This window comes from Janthinobacterium sp. GW456P (assembly GCF_002127655.1).
Taxonomy (GTDB): domain Bacteria; phylum Pseudomonadota; class Gammaproteobacteria; order Burkholderiales; family Burkholderiaceae_D; genus Janthinobacterium.
In genome coordinates this window covers 12,294-32,819 of the sequence record NZ_NEHB01000030.1, presented here as the reverse complement: position 1 = coordinate 32,819, position 20,526 = coordinate 12,294, and the positions used below count along the sequence as shown (strand labels likewise).

23 protein-coding genes are annotated in these 20,526 nt (G+C 62.5%); 11 read left to right on the top strand and 12 right to left on the bottom strand.

From position 1 onward, the window contains the following. Window positions 1–66: 66 nt before the first annotated feature. The 7 genes from rpmH to CBW66_RS22790 all read left to right on the top strand — a co-directional run bounded on the left by rpmH (window position 67) and on the right by CBW66_RS22790 (window position 4,841). The gene (rpmH, locus tag CBW66_RS22820; RefSeq protein WP_010401996.1) at window positions 67–201 is read left to right on the top strand and encodes a 50S ribosomal protein L34; all 135 of its coding nucleotides are present in this window, start codon (window positions 67–69) and stop codon (window positions 199–201) included. An 8-nt stretch (window positions 202–209) separates the two neighbouring features. After that, window positions 210–674, top strand: coding sequence for a ribonuclease P protein component (gene rnpA / locus CBW66_RS22815; protein WP_230492363.1), 465 nt, complete (start codon window positions 210–212; stop codon window positions 672–674). Further along, window positions 671–931: a membrane protein insertion efficiency factor YidD gene (gene yidD, locus CBW66_RS22810; protein WP_086139360.1), complete on the top strand. Its 261-nt coding sequence runs from the start codon at window positions 671–673 to the stop codon at window positions 929–931. Before rnpA ends, yidD begins: the two co-directional genes overlap by 4 nt. Before the next feature lie 11 nt (window positions 932–942). Continuing rightward, entirely contained in the window at window positions 943–2,670 is a 1,728-nt protein-coding gene (gene yidC / locus CBW66_RS22805) for a membrane protein insertase YidC (RefSeq protein ID WP_086139359.1), read from the top strand. A 185-nt stretch (window positions 2,671–2,855) separates the two neighbouring features. Beyond that, entirely contained in the window at window positions 2,856–4,235 is a 1,380-nt protein-coding gene (gene mnmE / locus CBW66_RS22800; protein WP_086139358.1) for a tRNA uridine-5-carboxymethylaminomethyl(34) synthesis GTPase MnmE, read from the top strand. Window positions 4,236–4,245: 10 nt separating this feature from the next. Then, window positions 4,246–4,551, top strand: coding sequence for a hypothetical protein (locus CBW66_RS22795; RefSeq protein ID WP_086139357.1), 306 nt, complete (start codon window positions 4,246–4,248; stop codon window positions 4,549–4,551). A 92-nt stretch (window positions 4,552–4,643) separates the two neighbouring features. Further along, window positions 4,644–4,841, top strand: coding sequence for a hypothetical protein (locus CBW66_RS22790; protein WP_086139356.1), 198 nt, complete (start codon window positions 4,644–4,646; stop codon window positions 4,839–4,841). An 18-nt stretch (window positions 4,842–4,859) separates the two neighbouring features. Here CBW66_RS22790 and CBW66_RS22785 read toward each other — a convergent pair whose 3' ends face one another. Then, window positions 4,860–5,495, bottom strand: a complete 636-nt coding sequence (locus CBW66_RS22785) for an Hpt domain-containing protein (RefSeq protein ID WP_086139355.1) — start codon at window positions 5,493–5,495, stop codon at window positions 4,860–4,862. A 104-nt stretch (window positions 5,496–5,599) separates the two neighbouring features. Continuing rightward, complete coding sequence (locus CBW66_RS22780) at window positions 5,600–6,550, bottom strand: CAP domain-containing protein (protein WP_268992799.1); 951 nt, start codon at window positions 6,548–6,550, stop codon at window positions 5,600–5,602. 267 nt (window positions 6,551–6,817) lie between these two features. Here CBW66_RS22780 and pssA point away from each other — a divergent pair, with 267 nt between their 5' ends. After that, window positions 6,818–7,558 (top strand): CDP-diacylglycerol--serine O-phosphatidyltransferase, encoded by a 741-nt coding sequence (pssA, locus tag CBW66_RS22775; protein ID WP_227742191.1) that lies wholly within the window; start codon window positions 6,818–6,820, stop codon window positions 7,556–7,558. On the opposite strand, the gene CBW66_RS22770 is transcribed toward pssA, so the two are convergent. After that, window positions 7,555–8,481, bottom strand: coding sequence for an aldo/keto reductase family oxidoreductase (locus CBW66_RS22770; protein ID WP_139841716.1), 927 nt, complete (start codon window positions 8,479–8,481; stop codon window positions 7,555–7,557). The genes pssA and CBW66_RS22770 overlap by 4 nt on opposite strands. A 53-nt stretch (window positions 8,482–8,534) precedes the next feature. Next, window positions 8,535–9,098 carry a TetR/AcrR family transcriptional regulator gene (locus tag CBW66_RS22765; RefSeq protein WP_205701160.1) on the bottom strand — a complete coding sequence of 188 codons (564 nt, stop codon included), beginning with the start codon at window positions 9,096–9,098 and terminating at the stop codon, window positions 8,535–8,537. Window positions 9,099–9,328: 230 nt separating this feature from the next. Between CBW66_RS22765 and CBW66_RS22760 the strand changes: the two genes are divergently transcribed. From CBW66_RS22760 to CBW66_RS22750, 3 genes are all read left to right on the top strand, one after another. Then, entirely contained in the window at window positions 9,329–10,021 is a 693-nt protein-coding gene (locus CBW66_RS22760) for a gluconate 2-dehydrogenase subunit 3 family protein (protein ID WP_086139354.1), read from the top strand. A 117-nt stretch (window positions 10,022–10,138) separates the two neighbouring features. Beyond that, window positions 10,139–11,926 carry a GMC family oxidoreductase gene (locus CBW66_RS22755; protein ID WP_230492364.1) on the top strand — a complete coding sequence of 596 codons (1,788 nt, stop codon included), beginning with the start codon at window positions 10,139–10,141 and terminating at the stop codon, window positions 11,924–11,926. Window positions 11,927–11,940: 14 nt separating this feature from the next. Then, window positions 11,941–13,335, top strand: a complete 1,395-nt coding sequence (locus CBW66_RS22750; RefSeq protein ID WP_170932944.1) for a cytochrome c — start codon at window positions 11,941–11,943, stop codon at window positions 13,333–13,335. Window positions 13,336–13,398: 63 nt separating this feature from the next. On the opposite strand, the gene CBW66_RS22745 is transcribed toward CBW66_RS22750, so the two are convergent. The 8 genes from CBW66_RS22745 to CBW66_RS22710 form a co-directional block, all read right to left on the bottom strand. Beyond that, window positions 13,399–14,544: a D-alanyl-D-alanine carboxypeptidase family protein gene (locus tag CBW66_RS22745; protein WP_086139351.1), complete on the bottom strand. Its 1,146-nt coding sequence runs from the start codon at window positions 14,542–14,544 to the stop codon at window positions 13,399–13,401. 113 nt (window positions 14,545–14,657) lie between these two features. Next, window positions 14,658–15,311 carry an alpha/beta hydrolase gene (locus tag CBW66_RS22740; protein ID WP_070291993.1) on the bottom strand — a complete coding sequence of 218 codons (654 nt, stop codon included), beginning with the start codon at window positions 15,309–15,311 and terminating at the stop codon, window positions 14,658–14,660. 35 nt (window positions 15,312–15,346) lie between these two features. After that, on the bottom strand, window positions 15,347–15,664 hold the full coding sequence (locus CBW66_RS22735) for a ferredoxin (RefSeq protein ID WP_070310269.1): 318 nt from the start codon (window positions 15,662–15,664) through the stop codon (window positions 15,347–15,349). 40 nt (window positions 15,665–15,704) lie between these two features. Then, window positions 15,705–16,892, bottom strand: a complete 1,188-nt coding sequence (locus CBW66_RS22730) for a VanZ family protein (protein WP_086139350.1) — start codon at window positions 16,890–16,892, stop codon at window positions 15,705–15,707. Beyond that, entirely contained in the window at window positions 16,889–17,506 is a 618-nt protein-coding gene (locus CBW66_RS22725) for an ABC-type transport auxiliary lipoprotein family protein (RefSeq protein ID WP_086139349.1), read from the bottom strand. Before CBW66_RS22725 ends, CBW66_RS22730 begins: the two co-directional genes overlap by 4 nt. Window positions 17,507–17,518: 12 nt before the next feature. Next, on the bottom strand, window positions 17,519–18,478 hold the full coding sequence (locus CBW66_RS22720; RefSeq protein WP_086139348.1) for an MlaD family protein: 960 nt from the start codon (window positions 18,476–18,478) through the stop codon (window positions 17,519–17,521). Next, the gene (locus tag CBW66_RS22715; RefSeq protein ID WP_139841715.1) at window positions 18,478–19,383 is read right to left on the bottom strand and encodes an ABC transporter ATP-binding protein; all 906 of its coding nucleotides are present in this window, start codon (window positions 19,381–19,383) and stop codon (window positions 18,478–18,480) included. Before CBW66_RS22715 ends, CBW66_RS22720 begins: the two co-directional genes overlap by 1 nt. Next, window positions 19,383–20,516: an ABC transporter permease gene (locus CBW66_RS22710; RefSeq protein ID WP_086139347.1), complete on the bottom strand. Its 1,134-nt coding sequence runs from the start codon at window positions 20,514–20,516 to the stop codon at window positions 19,383–19,385. Before CBW66_RS22710 ends, CBW66_RS22715 begins: the two co-directional genes overlap by 1 nt. Between the last annotated feature and the right edge of the window lie 10 nt (window positions 20,517–20,526).

The following is a 20,526-nucleotide window of genomic DNA, read 5'->3' as shown; positions in this document are numbered from 1 at the left end:
TGGCACCAAAAACTGACGGGACGTCAGACCCGATTTTGCATTTTTTTTGTTTTTAGCGAGACCAACATGAAACGTACTTACCAACCTTCCGTCGTTCGCCGCAAGCGTACGCACGGCTTCCGCGCTCGTATGGCTACCCGTGGTGGCCGTGATGTGCTCAACGCACGTCGCGCAAAGGGCCGCAAACGTCTGGCCGTCTAGGCTTGTCGTTGACAGCTGATCGCGTGGCTAGCTGTACTCCAGTCGGCAATCAACGCGAAGGTTCACACGACTTCGCGCGCTTTCGGCGTATCGTTAAAACGGATGAATTTTCATCCGTTTTTCGTTTGCGCCCTTCGCAAAAAACAGCGCATTTTGTGCTGTACACCCGACACAATCAATTGCCGCATGCGCGGCTGGGCGTCGTTGTGGCCAAGCGTTTCGCGCCGCGCGCGGCGACCCGCAACACGATCAAGCGCGTCACGCGCGAGCTGTTTCGCAACAGCGCGATGCCGCCGGTCGATTGCGTGGTGCGTTTGTCGCGCGCCGTCAACAGCAAGGATGGCCCGGCCACCACGACCAAGCTCAAAGCCGAGCTGCGTGAAGAATTGCGCCGCCTGTTCGCGGCGCAAATCGCCGCCCAGGCCCGCTCGTCTGCCTCTGCTGTTGCTGCCTCACCACCGTCCGCGCCATGAAAACCCTGCTGCTGTTCCTGCTGCGCGCTTATCAGTTGCTGATCAGCCCCATGCTGGGACAGAATTGCCGTTTCTATCCGAGCTGTTCGCATTACGCGATGGAAGCGCTGCGCGTGCACGGCACGGCCAAGGGCAGCCTGCTGGCTGCCAAGCGCCTGTGCCGTTGCCACCCCTGGAATGAAGGGGGCCACGACCCGGTGCCGCCGGCCGATGGCAAACAATCTTCAACGACCGCTTGCGGTTGCAACCACTCCTGACAAATACCCTAATGGATATCAATAAACGTACCATCCTGTGGATCGTGTTTTCCGTCTCGCTGGTAATTCTCTGGAACGAATGGATGATCTCGAACGGCAAGCCGTCGATGTTCTCCGCGAACACGGAACAAACCGCCAAGGCGCCTGTCACCCCGGCCAAGACGGCCGCCCTGGCTGCCGCCGGCGCGACCGCCGTGCCAGGCGAAGCGACCGATCCCGCCGCGTTCAAGCGCGAAGTGATTACCATCACGACCGACGTCATCAAGGTCGATATCGACACCCTGGGCGGCCAGGTCAAGCGTCTGGAATTGCTGAAGTTCAAGGGCGCGGGCAATCCGGGCTGGTTCGGCGGCTGCTTCGGCCTGTTCAAATGGTGCCAGCCTGATGAAGGCAAGCAAAACGAAGTGCTGTTCGACGAAGGCGCGAACCACACCTACCTGGCGCAATCTGGCCTGGTCGGCGGTCCGTTCCCTACCCACGCGAGCGGTTTCACCGTGCAGCCGGGCGTACGCACCCTCGGTGACGGCAAGCAAGTGCAACTGGTGATGGAAGCGGTCGAGGGCGGCGTCAAGCTGACCAAGACGTTTACCTTCAAGCGCGGCGACTACGTGATCGACGTGCGCCACGACGTGGCCAACGTGGGCGCGGCCCCTGTCACGCCGCAGCTGTATCTGCAACTGACGCATGACGGCAACAAGCCGGTCGGCGACTCGTTCTTCAACAGCAGCTTCACGGGTCCGACCCTGTACACGCCGCAAGACAAGTACCAGAAGCTGACGTTCGAGAAAATCGAAAAAGCGGCCGTGGAAGACGAGAAGAAGGGCAACGACAACGCCATGAAAGGCCTGCATCCGGCCACGGCGAATGGCGGCTGGTTTGCGATTTCGCAACACTTCTTTGTGTCGGCTTTCGTTCCGCCTGAAAACGCCAAGCGCGATATCTTCACGAAAAAGCTCGGCACCAATCTGTACGCCATCGGCAACGTGCTGCCATTGCCGACCCTGGCGCCAGGCGCCTCGGCCAGCATGGACAGCAAGCTGTACTCGGGGCCGCAAATCGCGCACTTGCTGGAAAATGTTTCCCCTGGCCTGGAACTGGTCAAGGATTACGGCTGGCTGACCATCATCGCCAAGCCGATCTTCTGGGTCATGGAGCACATCCACAGCGTGCTTGGCAACTGGGGCTGGACCATCATCGCCTTCACGATCCTGATCAAGCTGGCGTTCTTCCCGCTGTCGGCCGCCGGCTACCGCAGCATGGCCAAGATGAAACTGGTCACGCCGAAGATGCAGGCGATCCGCGAGCGCTACAAAGGCGATCCGCAAAAGATGAACCAGGCCACGATGGAGCTGTACAAGACGGAGAAGATCAATCCGCTGGGCGGCTGCCTGCCGATCCTGATCCAGATGCCCGTCTTTATCGCCCTGTACTGGGTGCTGAACGCGTCCGTGGAAATCCGCGGCGCGCCATGGATCGGCTGGATCACCGACCTGGCCCAGCATGACCCATGGTGCATCCTGCCGGTGCTGTACGCGATCTCGATGTACATCACGACCAAGCTGAACCCGGCCCCGGCCGATCCGATGCAAGCGAAGATGATGCTGTTCATGCCGTTGGCATTCTCGGTGATGTTCTTCTTCTTCCCGTCGGGCCTGGTACTCTACTGGGTCGTCAACAACGTCCTGTCGATCGGCCAGCAATGGGTGATCACCAAGAAATACGCGCCGTCCACTGTGTAAGCAGGGGTAGCGAAGTAAAAGCCCGCCTAGTGCGGGCTTTTTAATTCTTGTAGGTCGGATTAGCGTGGCAAGGCCACGCGTAATCCGACACTATCGCCAGCGTGTGCTGCGTCGGCCTGCGCACTGCGCGCCAAGCCGACCTACGTTGCCGCACCTTCCCTTGCCGTACCTATTACAATATCCCCATGAAACTCGACTCTTCCCCTATCGCCGCCATCGCCACCGCACCGGGACGCGGCGGCATCGGCGTGGTACGCGCCTCCGGCAAAAACCTCGCTCCATTGATGACGGCCCTGTTCGGCGCGCAGCAGTTGAAACCGCGCCACGCCACCTACCTGCCGTTCACGGATGCCGATGGCGCCATCATCGACCAGGGCATCGCCATCCACTTCAAGGGCCCGCATTCCTACACGGGCGAAGACGTGCTGGAATTGCAGGGCCACGGCGGCCCCATCGTGCTGCAGTTGCTGCTGGCGCGTGTGCTCGAAGCGGGCAAGGACAGCGGCTTGCGCCTGGCCGAACCGGGCGAATTCACGCGCCGCGCATTTTTGAATGACAAGCTGGATCTGGCGCAAGCCGAAGCCGTGGCCGACCTGATCGACGCTTCCACGGAAGCGGCCGCCAAGTCCGCCTCGCAATCGCTGTCGGGCGCGTTCTCGAACACCATCCACGCGCTGGTGGAACAGGTGACGGGTCTAAGGATGCTGGTCGAGGCCACCCTGGATTTCCCCGAAGAAGAGATCGACTTCCTGGAAAAATCGAACGCGCGCGGCCAATTGAAAGCCGTCATCGAAGCCTTGCATAAAGTGTTTGCCCAGGCGGCGCAGGGCGCGCTGCTGCGCGAAGGCCTCAATGTCGTGCTGGCCGGCCAGCCGAATGTCGGTAAATCGTCCTTGTTGAATGCGCTGGCGGGCGCCGACGTGGCGATCGTCACGCCGATCGCCGGCACCACGCGCGACAAGGTCAGCGAAACCATCCAGATCGAGGGCATTCCGCTCAATATCATCGACACGGCCGGCATCCGCAGCGCGGGCGACACCATCGACGCCGTCGAGCGCATCGGCATCGAACGCACCTGGGGCGAGATCGGCAAGGCGGACGTGATTTTGCACTTGCTCGACGCCGACCACGGCCCCACGCTGGCCGATGAAAGCATCGTCGCCGCCTTCCCGGAAGGCGTGCCCGTGCTGCGCGTGTGGAACAAGATCGATCTGTCCGGCCACAAGCCCGGCGTCGACAGCATGCCGGACGCCACCCACGTGTATCTGTCGGCGCACGAGCACATCGGCATCGATCTGCTGCGAGCCGAGCTCTTGCGCATCGCCGGCTGGCAGCAGACGGGCGAATCGCTGTACCTGGCGCGCGAACGCCATCTGATCGCCTTGAAATCGGCCGGCAAGCACCTGGACATCGCCGCCCAGCACGCGGCGCAGGACGACCAGTCGCTGGACTTGTTCGCCGAAGAGCTGCGCCTGGCGCAGGTGCAGCTGTCGAGCATCACGGGCGAGTTTTCGCCTGACGATCTGCTGGGCGTGATCTTCAGCCGTTTCTGCATCGGCAAATAAGGAGAATGCGATGAAGCTGGTGTTAGCCGTCATGTTCGCCTGCCTGCCCATGCTGGCTGGCGCACAGGAAAAACTGCCGAAAGACGTGGCGCAGTTCGCCGAGAATGCCGAGATGTGCGAGCATTTCGCCGGCGAATGGGATGACAATGACAAGGCACGCCAGCGCGAGATCACGCAAGCGATAGAGCAATCGTGCGGGCTTGCGCAACGGCAGTGGAAGCGGCTCTCCGCCAAGTATGCGGGGCAGCCGAAGTGGCGAAAAATGATAGATGAGCAGGCCAATGACGCGGTGCGCAGCTACCGAAAGTCAAGCTAGCATCTGCCCCGTTGAGAATTATCATGAAGTCCAAACTGCGCTGACGTAATCTTGCTGAGCGGCCTTGAAGTGCCGCCAGGAAAGGAAGCGCCATGGACAGCGAACAGCCGGAAGTCGTGGAAAGCAGGGGGATGGTGGCGCCGCCATTGCCTTCCCTGCCGCAATTGATCGCAGCGCTGCCGCCGAAAGGTGCATGCTGGTATTGCGACAAGCCGCTCGATGCCGTGCGCCGTTTCTGTTGCAAAAGTTGTTGCGTGGCGTATGCGGAAGAGGCGCAGTTCAACAGCTGAGCGGCAGCGCGCTGAGCGCTAGCGGCGCCGCAGCAGGGCCGCCAGGGCGCCGTCGAAATCGAACTCGTGCGCGGCAGCGGCCACTTCCTGGTAAACGTTCACGCCCAGGCTGGCGGCGAGCAGGCTGGCCGAGTTTTCCAGGATGTCGATGGCGGCGCCGTCGCCTTCGCGCAGATGGCTGGCCAGGCGCGCCAGCAGCAGCTGGATGGCGGGCGCGGCCGGGTCGGGCGCCACGTCCTGCGCCGCCGTGTGGGTTGCCTCCGGCGTGCCCAGCATGCTGCTGATGGCACCGAGCAATTGATCCTGCGCCAGTTCCAGCTGCTGCATCTGCTGGGCCAGGTCGGGCGCCTGCGCACGCAGTGCCGACTCCAGGGTTGCCGCCAGGCCATGTACGTGGCGCGCGCCGATCATGCCGGCGGCGCCTTTCAGGGTATGCGTCTTCAGGCGCGCGGAAGCGTAGTTGCCCGTGTCGAATTCGGCACGGATCTGGCACGGCGTGGTGCCATGGTCATGCAGGAAGCGGCGCAGGATTTTCAGATACAGGATGCGGTCGCCCATGATGCGGCCCAGTCCGTTCTCGACGTCGAGAATACGGACCATGTCGGATGCCGCAACGGCGGCATCATCATCGCAAGTGGCGTGTGGTTTCAGCATGCTGTGCAGAGCGCCCCAAAACTTGTCAATTGCTGTAAAGCAGGAACTGCTATTTTACATCCAGTCGTCGTCGATGCTGCGCCCGCTTGGCGAGGCGAGTCGCCCTAGCGCGTGCTGAATGACCAGCTTTGCGTGACGTCCGCGCCATTGACTTTGCCGATGAAACTCACGTCATAGCTGGTGTTCGCGTTCAAGGCCGCCAGCGGGATGATGGATGCGGCCGAGACGGGCGTATGCACATCGTTGCCGCTGGTGAGCAGGCGCACGGCCAGGTCCGCGGAGGCGCCGCGCTGGCGCACGCTGAACGCCGTCACGCTGACGGGCGTGCCGTAGTTGGCATGCACGCTGATCGGGTAGCCGACCACGTCCTGGTTCGGCACGGGATCGGGCGATTCGTTATTGCTGGAAAAACTGACGGCCACCTTCTGCTGTCCGCTGTAGGGGTAAGTGACGATCTGTCCCGCCGCCAGCCCTGGGCCATAGCTGCGGTTGCCGGCCAGGTCGGTGGTGAAATATGCATAGCCCGCGCCGCTGACGGCCGCGCCCGCGCCGGCTTCCTTGAACAGCGGCTCGAAAATGACGAAGCGGTGATAGATCGCCGTGACCAGTTCTTCGGCCAGGTAAAAGCCGGACGTGTTGCTGGCGCCGGCGATGACTTCGCCCTGCAGCGAGGTGACGACGTAGCCGGCCTTGGCCAGGCGGTCGCCCAGTGTGACGCCCGTAAAGCCGGGCTTGCCCTGCACTTGCTCGTGGGCCACCGTATTGTTGAGATTGAGATAGCTGGAATGGCCGAGGGCCGCGCTGTCGATCAGGCTATTGCGCACCAGCGGCGACAGGCCGATCTGGCTGCGCCGGTAGTTGAACCAGTTGAAGCCATCGGTGGCAATATTGTTGCTGAGGACGGGAGCACCCGGCTCCTGCGTCAATTGCCCGGCCGGGGTCGAGTTGCTCAGCGACGTATTGCCGCTATCGCTGCCGCCGCCGCAGGCGCTCAGCAGGGCTGCGCTCAGCAGGGCAGGTATCCAGTATTTCCAACGCAGTGACGAGGCAATCAAGTCGACTCCTGTATAGGTAGGCGGGCAGCGGTGGGGTCAGCGTGCTGTCCTGTAAAACGATTCTAAGGTATTTTGATCACGCGTAGAGCATCCGTGAAAAGATATGTCGTGCTCGTGCGCGGACGGTGCCGCCGCCGCGCAGGGTAGAATGGGCGCAGCGCAGCGTTTGCCGCTGCATTGCCTTACTTCCGTTTTTTTTGATTGCCCACACATTTGAACACATTGCCCAAGTCGCGCCTGCAGCGCGCCAAATACGCCTTGCCCAGCATGGTGACTTTGCTTTCGATAGCCTGCGGTTTTGCCAGCATCGTCATTTCCGTCGACAACGCCGCCGTGGGCGACGCGGATGCCTACCGTCTGGCGGCGGCGCTGCTGGTGCTCGCCGGCGTGTTTGACGCGCTCGACGGCTACGTGGCCCGGCTGACGGGGACCAGTTCGCAGTTCGGCGTGCAGCTCGATTCCATCGCCGACGTGATGAATTTCGGCTGCGCCCCGGCCGTCCTGTTGTATTGCTACGGCTTCGTGCAGATGGGCGTGCACGATCCGCTGCTGCTGCGCTTTGGCGGCATGGCCAGCTTCTTCTTTGTCGCCTGCGGGGCCATGCGCCTGGCGCGCTTCAATGTGAACGTGGGGCGTACCGATCCCCTGTATTTCGTCGGCATGCCGATCACGGCCGGGGCCGCTTGCGTGGCGGCCGTGGTGGTAGCCTGGCCGGCGCCCATCGATTCCATGCTGCACAGCTATCTGCTGATGCTGCTGCTCGTCGGCGTGGGCAGTCTGATGGTGTCGACCTTGCGTTTCCCCAGCTCCAAGCAAAAGAAAAGCCTGGCCGCGCTGCTGGTGCTGATCCTTGCCATCGCCCTGCTGGTGTGGCTGAAGACGAGTTTCTTTGCGCTGTTCTTCGCCGTCTACATCGCCGCCACCCTGCTGCTCAACCTGGCGTGGCATCTGGGTTGGCGCGGTATTGCCTTACCCCAGGTTTTTAATGACCCGGACGAGATCGACTAGGCCACCTCGTGCCCGCGCGCGGCGCGCAGGATGGCGAACCAGTCGCTGCGGCTGAGCGTAAACTGCGTGCCTTCCACGGCCACGCCCACGGCCTCGATGCGGCCCGTGCCCGTCAGCGGCAGGGGGCGGCACGGCAATTGCATGATCCACGCAAATACCACGCTGGCAAACGGCCGCTGCAGCTGGTCGGCGATCTGCTTGATGACATTGCGCAAGTTTTCCACATTCGCGTCGCCGCCCTGGAACAGGCGTCCGCCCGCCAGCGGCGACCAGATCATCGGCGCCACCCCCGCGTCCTGCAAGCCGTCGAAGGTTTCGTCGAACAGGGGCGCCACGTGCAGCGGCGAGCATTCCACCTGGTTCGTCACCAGCGGGAAACGCCGGTGCAGGCATTCGAACTGGTGGCGGCTGAAGTTCGACACGCCAAAGTGCAAGACCTTGCCATTTTGCTTCAATTGGCTGAAGGCGCCGGCGATCTCGTCGAAATCCATCAGCGGGTCGGGACGGTGGATCAGCAGCAAGTCCAGCCTGTCCGTCTGCAACTGGCGCAAGCTGTGTTCCACGGAGCTGATGATGTGCGCCGCGCTCGTGTCGTAATGCTGGATGGCGTGGCCGGGACGGTGCGGCGAGAGCAGCTTGATGCCGCACTTGCTGACCAGTTCCATCTTGTCGCGCAAGCCCGGCTGCAGGGCCAGCGCTTCGCCAAACAGCCCTTCGGCGCTGTAATCGCCATAGATATCGGCATGGTCGAAACTCGATACGCCCAGCGCCAGGCATTGCTCGATGAAGCTCAGACGCTGCTGCGCCGACATATTCCACTCGCCGATGCGCCACATGCCGGCGACGATGCGCGACAGTTCGGGACCGTTGCCGCTTAAACGGCTGCGCGGCGCTTGCAGGCTGGCGGGAAATACATGGCTCATGGGCTGGCTTTCTGGTGGTGGCGAAGAGGGTGACGCCACGATTATATCCAGAGCTACAACATGCTGCGGATAAAGCGGCAGCAACGCTCCTGCAGGGCATCGTCGAGCTGGCCGCCCAGTTGCATCTGGTACACGAGCGCCGATTGCAGCATGAAGGCGAACAGGCGCAGGTCGAGGTCGGCGCGCACGCCGATGTTGACCAGGCGCTGCACCACGAGGGTGATCCACGGCGCGACGATCTGCTCGCGAAAGCGCAGTTGCGCCGCCGCATCATTGTGGATCAGCACCAATAAATCGCAGGTGAAGCGGCCGTCGGCGTTCAGGTTGTCGAAGATGCGCGCGCAGATCGCCTCGATTTCCTGGCCGTCCGGCATGTCGAGCGCGCGCTGCAGCTTTTCCGCCGTGCGCTTGACTAGCGCGTCGAGCAGCATGTCTTCGCGCCGCGGCCAGCGCCGGTAGATCGTCTGGCGCCCCACGCCGGCCACGTCGGCCACCATCTGTATCGTCACCGCATCGAGCCCATGCTGGCGCACCAGCATGACGATCGCTTCCAATACCGCATCTTCCACGCCCGCCTTGCGCGGGCGACCACGCACCGGTGCCTCTTTTTTGATCACGTCTAGCCTGTCTCTGAATGTTTCTTTTAATTATGGTACGATGCGCACCGTAAATGCAATGCTACCGCTTGTCAATCACCTTGATCAATTAACCGGCAGGTGGATGCGCCGCGCCGCGCTATCCGGGCCATCTCGACGTGAAATCTGCCATGTCAGCGGCGCGTGTCCGCATTTTCTTTCTGACTACCACATCCATCACTGTGGCGGCTCGTGCCGCCTGAGGACAAGCTATGAAAATCATCGGGATTTCGCCCCACCGGCGCAACTTCTTGCGCAAGGCCGTCGGCGCCGCGCCTGCCGTGGCCTTGCTGGCCGGCGCCGGCGGCGGCCTGGCCATGGCCGTCTCCAAGGACCAGCCTGCCTACAAACCGCGCTTTTTCGACGCCACCGAGTGGGCCACCCTGACGGCACTGGTCGACCGGCTGATCCCCGCCGATGGCGAAGGGCCGGGCGCGCTGGAAGCGGGCGCGCATGAATTCATCGATTTGCAGATGAACACGCCTTACGCGTATGGCGCGCTGTGGTACATGCAAGGGCCGTTCCTGCCCTCGAGCGAACAGTTCGGCTACCAGTTCCACATGGCGCCGCGCGAGCTGTACAAGAGCGCCCTGGCCGGCGTCAACGCGGCCGTGCACAAGCAGTCCGGCAAGCCTTTCGTCCAGCTGAACGCGGCCGAGCGCGACGCCGTCATCACGCAATTGCAAAAGGGCAGCCTGGACATCGGCGAAGTACCGGCCAAAGTCTTTTTCAACCAGCTGCTGCAAAACACGCGCGAAGGCTATTTTTGCGACCCCGTGCACGGCGGTAACAAGGACATGCAGGCCTGGAAGATGGTGGGTTTCCCCGGCGCGCGCGCCGACTACATGGACTGGGTGGAGCAGTACGGCAAGAAATACCCGTTGCCGCCGGTATCCATCGCCTGAAAACGTCCATGGCGGCGTTGCACTGCCTGGTCGTACTAGCGTACTGCCTGCGGCAATGCGCCTTGCCCTGAACCTTTTCAGTTATTCGTAGCAGATCAAAGAAAAAGAAAAACCATCATGAGTGATATCAAACCCGATGTAAAAATGAAGCCTGTCGATGCCGTCATTGTCGGCTTCGGCTGGACCGGCGCCATCATGGCCAAGGAATTGACGGAAGCGGGCCTGAACGTGGTGGCGCTGGAACGCGGTGAATACCGCGACACCTATCCCGACGGCGCCTATCCGAAGACCCTCGACGAGCTGACCTATATCCAGCGCAGCAAGCTGTTCCAGGATATGTCGAAGAGCACGTTCACCTTCCGCCACAGCATCACGGGCGTGGCCGTGCCGTACCGCCAGATCGGCGCGTTCAAGCCGGGCACGGGCGTGGGCGGCGCGGGCTTGCACTGGTCGGGCATGCACTGGCGCGTGCTGCCGGAAGAGCTGCAAATCCGCAGCCACTACGAACGCCGCTACGGCAAGAAATTCATCCCCGAAGGCATGACGATCCAGGACTTTGGCGTCACCTACGCCGAACTGGAGCCGCACTTCGATTTCGTCGAGAAAGTCTTCGGCACCTCCGGCCAGGCGTATAAAGTCAACGGCATCGTCGTCGGCGACGGCAATGTGTTCGAGGGCGACCGCTCCGACAATTACGCGCTGGCGCCGCAAAAAGTGCCGTACACGGCCGAGCTGTTCCGCCGCGCGGCCAAGGCCGTCGGCTACCACCCGTTCGTCAACGCCTCGTCGAACGCGTCCGGCCCGTACACGAACCCGTATGGCTGCCAGATGGGGCCATGTAACTTCTGCGGCTTCTGCTCCGGCTACGCCTGCTACAACTATTCCAAGGCCTCGCCCAACGTCAACATCATGCCGGCCCTGCGCATGGTGGCCAATTTCGAATTGCGCGCCAATTGCAACGTCGTGCGCATCAACCTCGACGGCAGTAAAAAACGCGCCACGGGCGTGACCTATATCAATGCGGACGGCAAGGCCGTCGAGCAACCGGCCGACCTGGTCATCGCGAGTGCCTTTGCCTACAACAATGCGCACCTGTTCCTGCTGTCTGGCATCGGCAAGCCATACGACCCCGTCAGCAACGAGGGTGTGGTGGGGCGCAATATCGCTTACCAGATGATGTCGACCATCCAGACTTTCTTCAAGGAAGACACGAACACGAACCCCTTCATCGGCGCCGGCGGCACCGGTGTCGCGCTCGATGACTGGAATGGCGACAATTTCGACCATGGCCCGCTGGGCTTTGTCGGCGGCTCGCCCGCCTGGTGCAACCCGGCCGGCTCCAAGCCCATTTCCGGCATCGCCACGCCGGACGGCACGCCCGCCTGGGGTGCTGCCTGGAAAAAGGCCGTCAAGAAGAGCTATTTGAACACGGTCTCGTTCGATTGCCACGGCGCCAACATGACTTACCGCGACTGCTATGTCGACCTCGATCCGACCTATACGGACAAGTATGGCCAGCAATTGCTGCGCTTTACCTTCGACTGGAAGGAAAACGACATCAAGATGAGCCGTTTCGTCACCGACAAGATGATGAAGGTGGCCGAAGCCATGCAGCCGGAATCGATCAAGGTGTCCGTCAAGAACGTGGGCGACCACCTCGACTTGCGCAACTACCAGACCACGCACTGGGCGGGCGGCACGGCCATGGGCGCGGACCGCAAGACCAGCGTCGTCAACCGCTACCTGCAAAGCTGGGATGTGCACAACGTGTTTGCCGTCGGCTCCAGCGTGTTCCCGGTCGGCATAGGCTACAACCCGACGGGCCTCGCTTGCGCGCTGACCTACTGGTCGGCCAAGGCCATCCGCGAGCAATACCTGAAAGATCCCCGTCCCCTGGTCGCCTGATGAAGAACAAGAAGATGAACAACACATTCACCCATACCGTGGGCGCGCTGCTGCTGGCGCTCGCCTCCGGCGCCGCCTGCTCTGCCACGGCCGCTGCCGCCACTCCGAACGCCCAGCTGATACGCCAGGGCGAATACCTGGCCCGCGCCGGCGACTGCATCGCCTGCCATACGGCCGGCACGAAGGGTAAACCGTTCGCGGGCGGCCTGGGCATGGAAACGCCGATCGGCAAGGTATATTCCACCAACATCACGCCCGACAAGAAGGCCGGTATCGGCGACTGGAGCTTTGCCGATTTCGACAAGCTGATGCGCACCGGCGTGACCAAGCACGGCTACACCGTGTATCCGGCCATGCCGTATCCGTCGTATTCGCGCCTGAGCGAGGCGGACATGCAGGCGCTGTACGCCTATTTCATGCATGGCGTCAAAGCGGACCCGACGCCGAACAAGGCGGCCGACATTCCATGGCCGCTGTCGATGCGGTTCCCGCTCACCATCTGGCGCTGGGCCTTTGCCCCCACGCCGCAACCCTACAAGACTCCCGCCACGGGCGACGCGCAATTGCTGCGCGGCGCCTATCTGGTGCAGGGCCTGGGCCACTGCGGCGCCTGTCACACGGCGCGCGGCGTGGGCATGCAGGAAAAATCGCTGACGGACGAGGGCAATACCACCTTCCTGGCGGGCGGCGGCGTGATCGACGGCTGGTCCGTGCCATCGCTGCGCAATGAACATGGCGGCGGACTGGCGCGCTGGAGCGCGGCGCAGATCGCCGAATTCCTGAAGACGGGGCGCAACAGCCATACGGCATCGTTCGGCGCCATGAACGACGTGGTGGCCCATTCCATGCAGCACATGACGGATGGCGACCTGGCAGCGATGGCGAAATACCTGAAATCCCTGCCGCCGTCGAACCCGGCCACGCCCGCGTTCGTGGCCGACGACAAGCTGGGCAAGCAATTGTTCAGCGGCATCGTCAACTCCACCGGCGCGCAGTTGTACCTGGACCGCTGCGCCGGTTGCCACCGTTCCGACGGCAAGGGCTACGACAAGGCTTTCCCTGCGCTGGCCGGTAACGCCGTGCTGCAGACCAACGATCCTACGTCGGCCATCAACATCGTGCTGTCGGGCGGCGCCGTGCCGGCCACGCGCACGGCGCCGTCGGCGCTGACGATGGCGCCGTATGCCGACATTTTCAATGACGAGCAAACGGCGCAGGTGGTGACGTTTATTCAGACCAGCTGGGGCAACCGCGGCGCGCCCGTGACGGCGGCGCAGGTGGCCAAGGTGCGCAAGGTTTCCGTGCCGGTGCAGGCGTCGCAGACGGAAGCGACGTTTGCGGCAGGGCGCCACGGCACTTTCCCGCCTGTGGCGCGCCAGCCGCACCTGAAGGATGCGCCGCTGAAGTAAAGTGGCTGGACGAAAAAAATGCCCGCAGCGCTGCGGGCATTTTTTATGGGAGACAATAAATGCTTATTTCATCCACAGGCGCATCGAATCCCAGGCGCGGCCGAAGATCGTGGCCTGGTTGATCGGTTCCAGCGCCACGACAGGCAGTTCCAGCAGGACCTTGTCGTCGACCATCATTTTCAGCTTGCCGACAGGGGCGTTTTCAGCCAGCGGGGCGACCAGCGGGTCCTTGCGCTCCAGCACAGGTTTCATCTTGGCAGCCGTGCCTTTTGGTACGGTAACGAGCACATCGCGGGCGAAACCGATTTTCACGGTGCCTTTCGAGCCTTTCCACACTTCCGGCGTGGCCACGGCCTGTCCCTTCGAGTACAGCTTGACCGTATCGAAGTTCTGGAAGCCCCAGTTCAGCAGCTTCTGGCTTTCCTGCGTGCGGGCCTGGTCGGACGAGGTGCCCAGCACCACGGAGATCAGGCGGCGCTCGCCGGTGCCGCCAGGACGGCGGGCCGAGGCGATCATGCAATAGCCGGCCGCTTCCGTGTGGCCCGTCTTCATGCCATCGACGGTTGGGTCCAGCCACAGCAGGCGGTTGCGGTTAGGCTGGGTAATCTTGTTGTAGGTAAAACTTTTGATCGAATCGATTTTGTAGAATTCCGGATAGTCGGCGATCACGCGCTTGGCCAGCACGGACAAGTCTTGCGCCGTGGAATAGTTATCAGGGCTAGGCAAGCCATGCGGATTGGCAAAACGCGTGTTTTTCAACCCCATGCGCTGGGCTTCGCGGTTCATCAGCACGACGAACGTGCCTTCATCGCCGGCGACAGCTTCTGCCAGCGCCACGGCGGCGTCGTTACCCGATTGAATCATCAGGCCGTGCAGCAAGTCGTCGATCGATACTGGCGTGGCCGGATCGATGAACATCTTCGAGCTGCTCGAATCGACTTTCCATGCGCGCACGGACACGTTTACTTTTTGGTCCAGCGCCAGTTTCTTTTCGCGGATGGCGGCAAACGTCAGGTAGGCCGTCATGATCTTGGTCAACGAGGCCGGCTCGATGCGCGCGTCAGGATCTTGCGAGGCAATGATCTGGCCACTGGTGGCGTCGAGCAGCAGCCAGGACTTGGCGGCGATGGTCGGGGCTGGAACGGTTTGCGCGTAGGCGGCGGATAGGAAAAGTACACTGGAGGCCAGTGCCGCTAAAAGTTTTTTCATGGAGGCTGGTCTGCGAAAAAGATGAAGGCTGAGGGCCACGCAGTTGCTGCGTACGTGGCCGCGTGGAAAAAACGGATCAATTATAGCCGTGGAGGCGCTAGTAAGCCCACACTTCAATGATCATCTGCTGCGATTGCGGGTTTGTCACCATGCCACAGCGCAATCACGAGGTTCTTGATGTGGTTGAGCTTGCGGTGGAAAAAGTGGTCGGCGCCGGGGATCACGATGACGGGAATGTCTTGTGGACGGGCCCAGTCGAAGACGGCGGACAGGGGGATCGTGTCGTCCAGTTCGCCGTGGATCAAAATGGTGTCGGCCGGAATGTCGGCCATGGCCCACTTGCCGGCCGCACTGCCGATCAGCGCCAGGCGCTCGGCTGGCGTGCCGGCGGCGGCCAGGCGTTCCTGCAGTTTCGATTGCACGAAGGTGCCGAACGAGAAACCGGACAAGGCCACGGGCAAGCCCGGGTACAGGCCGACCATGTGTTCATACAGCAATTGCATGTCGTCCGTCTCGCCCGCGCCATGGTCATGCACGCCTTCGGAAGCACCGACGCCGCGGAAGTTGATGCGCGCCACCACGTAACCGAGGGCGACAAACGCGCGCGCCAGGGTTTGCGTGACCTTGTTGTCCATCGTGCCGCCATACAGCGGATGCGGATGGGCAACGAGGGCGATGCCGCGCGGGGTGTCTGCCGGGAAATCGAGCAAGCCTTCCATGCTGCCTGCATGGCCGGCGAGGGTAAATTTTTCCGAGTTTCTGTTCATGATGCTCATACTGGTGGCTATCTCTTAAATTGGCATTAAATCTTGAGGCGTTCGACAACCTTGCCGCCCACCAGGTGCGTATCGATGATTTCATCGATGTCGCTGGTGTCGACATAGGTGTACCAGGTCGCTTCCGGGTAGATCACCAGCAGCGGGCCTTCCTCGCAGCGGTCCATGCAGCCGGCCTGGTTGATGCGGATCTTGCCCGCGCCATTCATGTCGAGCTCCTTGATGCGGCGCTTGCAATGCTTTTGCGCCGCTTCCGCGCCATGGTCGCCGCAGCTGTTGCGGCCATCTTCACGTTTGTTCATGCAGAAAAAAACGTGGCGTTCAAAATACGGTGCGTCGCTCATACTATGCTCCTGCTGAATCATCAATGCGCCATGATAACGCTTATGGGTGGTCTTCGCGACGCTGGCGCTGCACGTCATCCTGCCGGTTCAGGCGGTGCGAGGGCAGGCACAGGAACCACAGGGCCATGAAGGGCCACAGCAAGGCGAGAAATTGCGCCGCGCCATTGAAGTTGAGGAACTTGCCCTGCACCCAGCCTTGCAAGGTTGACATGAAATACGGGTTGATCGGCGTCGTGTTCACCATCACCAGACTCAGCAGCAAGGTGGCGGCCGCGATGCGGCGCTGCGCCACGTGGGGGGCGAAGGCCAGGCCGCCCAGCATGATCAGGCCGATCAAGAAGCCGCCCTGGGCGCCCGGCGTGATCCAGACGAAGGCGTTTTGCGGTGAAAACAGCAGCGCGCTGGCCATCGAACGCACGGCCAAGGCGGCGGCGATCAGGGTCAGCATCAGGGTGGCGCGCGGCGCGGCGCGGCGTAGCAGGCATAGCAAGGTGAGCACGGCGCCCGTCATGCCGCAAGCCGTGATGATTGTTTCTGAAAGCCAATATTGCTCAACCGTTAAGATCACGTCGGGACGCAGATACGTGGCCAGGTCGATGTCGACGCCCGCCAGCTGCGACAGCCAGTCCGACAGGATGGGCAGCAGCTGGCCCAGGCCGAACAGATAGCCCTGCGGATAAATCTGCGCCAGCGGCCATAGGGCCACCAGCACCAGGCCCTGGCTGGCGTGCTGGGCAAACCAGCGCTGGCGCAAGCGGTACAAATGGCTGTGATCGAGCAGCTTGCGCGCCGTCAGGGCGCCGATGATGGAACCGATGCAGCAGCCGGCCGCATTCGTATAGAAATCGAGATTCGACGAGACGCGGCTGGGCAGATAGGTTTGCACGGCTTCCATGCTGCCGGAAATCAACATGCCGCACAGGCTGGCAACGATGACGGCAAAGAAACCCGTGATCCTTGGAAACAGCGAATACACGATCAAGGCGCCGAGCGGGATGTAGCCGACGATATTCACGCCGACATCGAAGCCCGTCCAGTAACGGGGCATGCGCGTGTTTTCCAGGAAGGTCAGCGGCGACAGGCCATTGCTGTGCCAGCCCGTGAACGGAAACCAGCTCGCGTAGACGATCAGGAAGACGTAGGCGAGCAGGGTCGCGCGCGAGACGGGCGAGGAACGGACGGGCGGCAGCGGCGCCGCCGGGCTGGCGGAGGGTGCGGGGTCGGTCATTCTTTCGGGATATTCAGCGTGCCCAGCCAGGCGAGCAGGTCGGCGGCGATGGCATCCGATGCCGCCGCCAGCGCCTGCGCGCCGCCTTGCGCGTCGGCGCTTCCGGCCGGACCGCTGCGGCTGAAGGTTTTCTGGTCAATCAGGCGGTGGCCGCGGAACAGCGAGGCGCGCAGCGACACATGGCCGCTGCTTTGCGTCTGCGTGTCAAACGCTTGTGAAAAATCGTCGACGTCGATGCGCAGCAGCGGGATGCCGGCGGCCGCGTCCGTGGTCGACAGCACTTTCACGCCGCTTTGCGCCACGCGCGTTTTCAGGCGCTGGCTCAGCAGTTGCAGCGGCGGCGTGTTCCAGCGGTTGTAGGCGTACGGCCGCGATTGCTGCGCATCGGCGTAGAGCAAGCGGTAATACATGCGCTGGCTGTCCAGCCACGAAGGACCGTTGGCGTCGGCGATCACCAGCACGGGCACGGCTGGCGCAGCCGCAGGGGCTGCCGCCGCCTGCGGCGCGGCCGGGCCGAAATCATAGAAAGTCGGGACAGGGCCGCGGCTGGCGCAGCCGCCCAGCAGGAAAGCGCCGGCGACGATGAGTGCGCTGAGATGACGAGGAATAGGCATGCGGTGTTCTCCTTATTTGCCCGGTGCCGAAAAACCGGGCTCGCCCGGGCCGGGCGGGATGTCTGGGGCGCCGAACAAGATGCTCTGCGGCTGTTCATTGAGCGTGCTCATGGTGGTTTTCAGGGCGCGCATCGAGGACCGCGCTTCGCCGCTCAGCTCGATTACCTGCGGCAAGACTTCCAGCGAGACGCCATTGGCCACCGTTTCCACGGAATTGCCGACCCGGTCGACCGTGCCATTGACCTTGTCGAGCACGCCGCCGGGCGCCTGGATGTCGTTACCGAGCTTTTTCCACGTGACCGTCAGGTCCGACACGTTCTTGCTGGCCGTGCTGACGGCCGTCAGGGTTTGCCGCGTTTGTTCCGTCAGTTGCGGCAATTGCGTCAGGGTCGGTTCCAACTGCCGCGGAATGGCGCCGAAGGCCTTGGCCGCCTTGCCGACTTCATTGAAGGCGCCCAGCATGGCCGCCTGGTTGTCGGGGCTGAGCAAATTATTTACTTTATTGGTGATCTGCTCGGCCTGGTCGAGGATGCGCTTGCCCCGTTTTTCCAGCTGGTCGAGCAAGCCCGCGCGCAGGGGAATCAGCGACGGCTTGTCCTTGCTGGTGCCCAGCAATGTCGAACCCACGTGCTCATCGTCGAGCTGGATGTAGGCGATGCCCGTCACGCCCTGGTAGCCGAGCGTGGCAAAGGTGGTATTCGTGACGGGGGTGTCGGGCGCCACACTGATGTGCACGAGGATTTGCCCCGCCTTTTGCGTGTCGAAGTCGATGGCGTCGACCTTGCCCACTTCCAGGCCCCGGTAGCGCACGGTGGCCTGCGGGTTCAGGCCCGGCACGGACAGGGTGGTGGCAAGCAAATACGGGACTCTTTCCACGCGGTCGCGGTTGAACCAGACGCCGAACAGAATGGCGGCCACCAGCAGGGTCAGTGTAAAAAATCCCGTCATCAGGGCATGTGATCTGTTTTCCATTACTTCTCCGCTTTCGTGTCTGTGCCGGCGTCGTCGCCTGGCTGCGCCGCATTGCTTGCCGCCGCCTGTTTTTCATCGAGGACGGCCAGCGCGCGCTTGCCGCGGTCGCCGAGGAAAAATTGCTTGATGAACGGGTGGTCCACTTCGATCACCTCGCGCGTGGGGCCGATGGCGATCACGTGTTTTTCCGCCAGCACGGCGATGCGCGTGGACAGGGCGAACAAAGTGTCGAGATCATGCGTGACCATGACGACCGTCAAGCCCAGCTCGCGGTGCAGCGACTGGATCAAAGAGACAAAACTTTCCGACAGGTCCGGGTCCAGGCCCGCCGTCGGTTCGTCGAGGAACAGCAGCTTCGGCTCCAGCGCCAGCGCACGCGCCAGGGCCACGCGCTTGATCATGCCGCCAGACAAGTCCGACGGCATTTTCAGCGCATGTTCCGGGCCCAGGCCCACCATGTTCATCTTTAATAATACCGCGTCGTGCACCAGCGCTTCGGGCAGCACGCGCAATTCGCGCATGGGCTGGGCCACATTGTCGAACACGGTCAGCGCGGAATACAGGGCGCCTTGCTGGAACAGCATGCCCCAGTGGTTGCGCAACTGCTGCAACTGGTCCGAACTTGCCTTGTTGATATCTTCGCCAAAGACTTTGACGCATCCGCGCGCCGGATGTTCCAGGCCCAGCATCTGGCGCAGCAGCACCGTCTTGCCCGTGCCGGAGCCGCCCACGATGGAGAGGATTTCGCCCCGCTCGATTTCCAGGTTCAAGTCCTGGTGCACGACCGTGCGGCCGAATTTGGTCCACAGATTGGTGATTTCCACCACGGGCGCGCTGCCGTGCAGGTTGAACTGGCCGTCCTGGCCCTCGCTCGCCTTGCAGGCGATGTCGTTGTCGTTCGCCATCAGTAGCCCACTCCATTGAAGACGATGGCGAACACGGCGTCGGCCAGGATCACGACGGTAATGGCCGTGACGACGGCGGTGGTGGTGCCGCGCCCCAGGCTTTCCGTATTCGCCTTGATGCGCAGGCCGAAGTGGCAGGAGACGAGGGCGATCAGCATGCCGAAGATGGCGCCCTTGCCCAGGCCGATCATGTAGTTGGCCAGCGGTACGGCATCGGGCAGCTTCTGGATGAAGTAGCGCGCCGACAGATTCAATTCCACCTTGGCCGCCACCATGCCGCCGATCAGCGCGGCCGTATCCGTCCAGATGACGAGCAGGGGCATGGAAATGGCCAGGGCCAGCACTTTCGGCATGATCAGGCGGAAACCGTGCGAAATGCCCATCACCAGCATGGCGTCGAGCTCTTCCGTGACACGCATGACGCCCAGCTGGGCCGTGATGGACGAGCCGGAGCGGCCGGCCACCAGGATGGCGGCCAATAAGGGCCCCAGTTCGCGGATGACGCTCATGCCCAGCAGGTTGACCAGGTAAATATCGCCGCCAAAGGCGCGCAGTTGCTGCGCCGACAGATAGGACAGCACGACGCCGATCAGAAAGCCGACCAGGGCCGTGATGCCCAGCGCCTGGAAGCCCGCATGGAAGATATTGGCGGAAATTTCACGCCACGGCCCGCGCATCGGATGGCGCGCGAAGCGGCCGATATCCTGCGTCACCTGGCCCACGAGGGCGATAAACCCCTTCAAATGCTCGAAAAACAGCAAAATGGCCATGCCCAGTTTCATCACGGGCGTGAGGCGGTTGGCGCGCGAGGGCGGCGTTTGCAGCGGCCCCGTCTCTTCGATGCGCCGGAAAAATTCTTCCTGCGCCGGCGCCAGGGTCAGTTGCGCGGGGCGCTGCTTGCCCCAGGCATTCCAGAACAGCTGGGCGCCGATATGGTCCATGCTGTCGATGGCCGACAGGTCCCACTGCACCTTGGCATCGCCCTGCAGGGGCTTGAGCTGGGCCTCGATGGCCTTGATGGCATTCTCATGCGCCAGCGCGTGCACCTGCCAGGTGCCGCTGGCAGTGACAAGGGCTCCCTGTTGGGAGCTGGTCTGGGAGAGGGTCAGTTTCGGCGATTGGACAGTCGGCATCGTGCCAGTT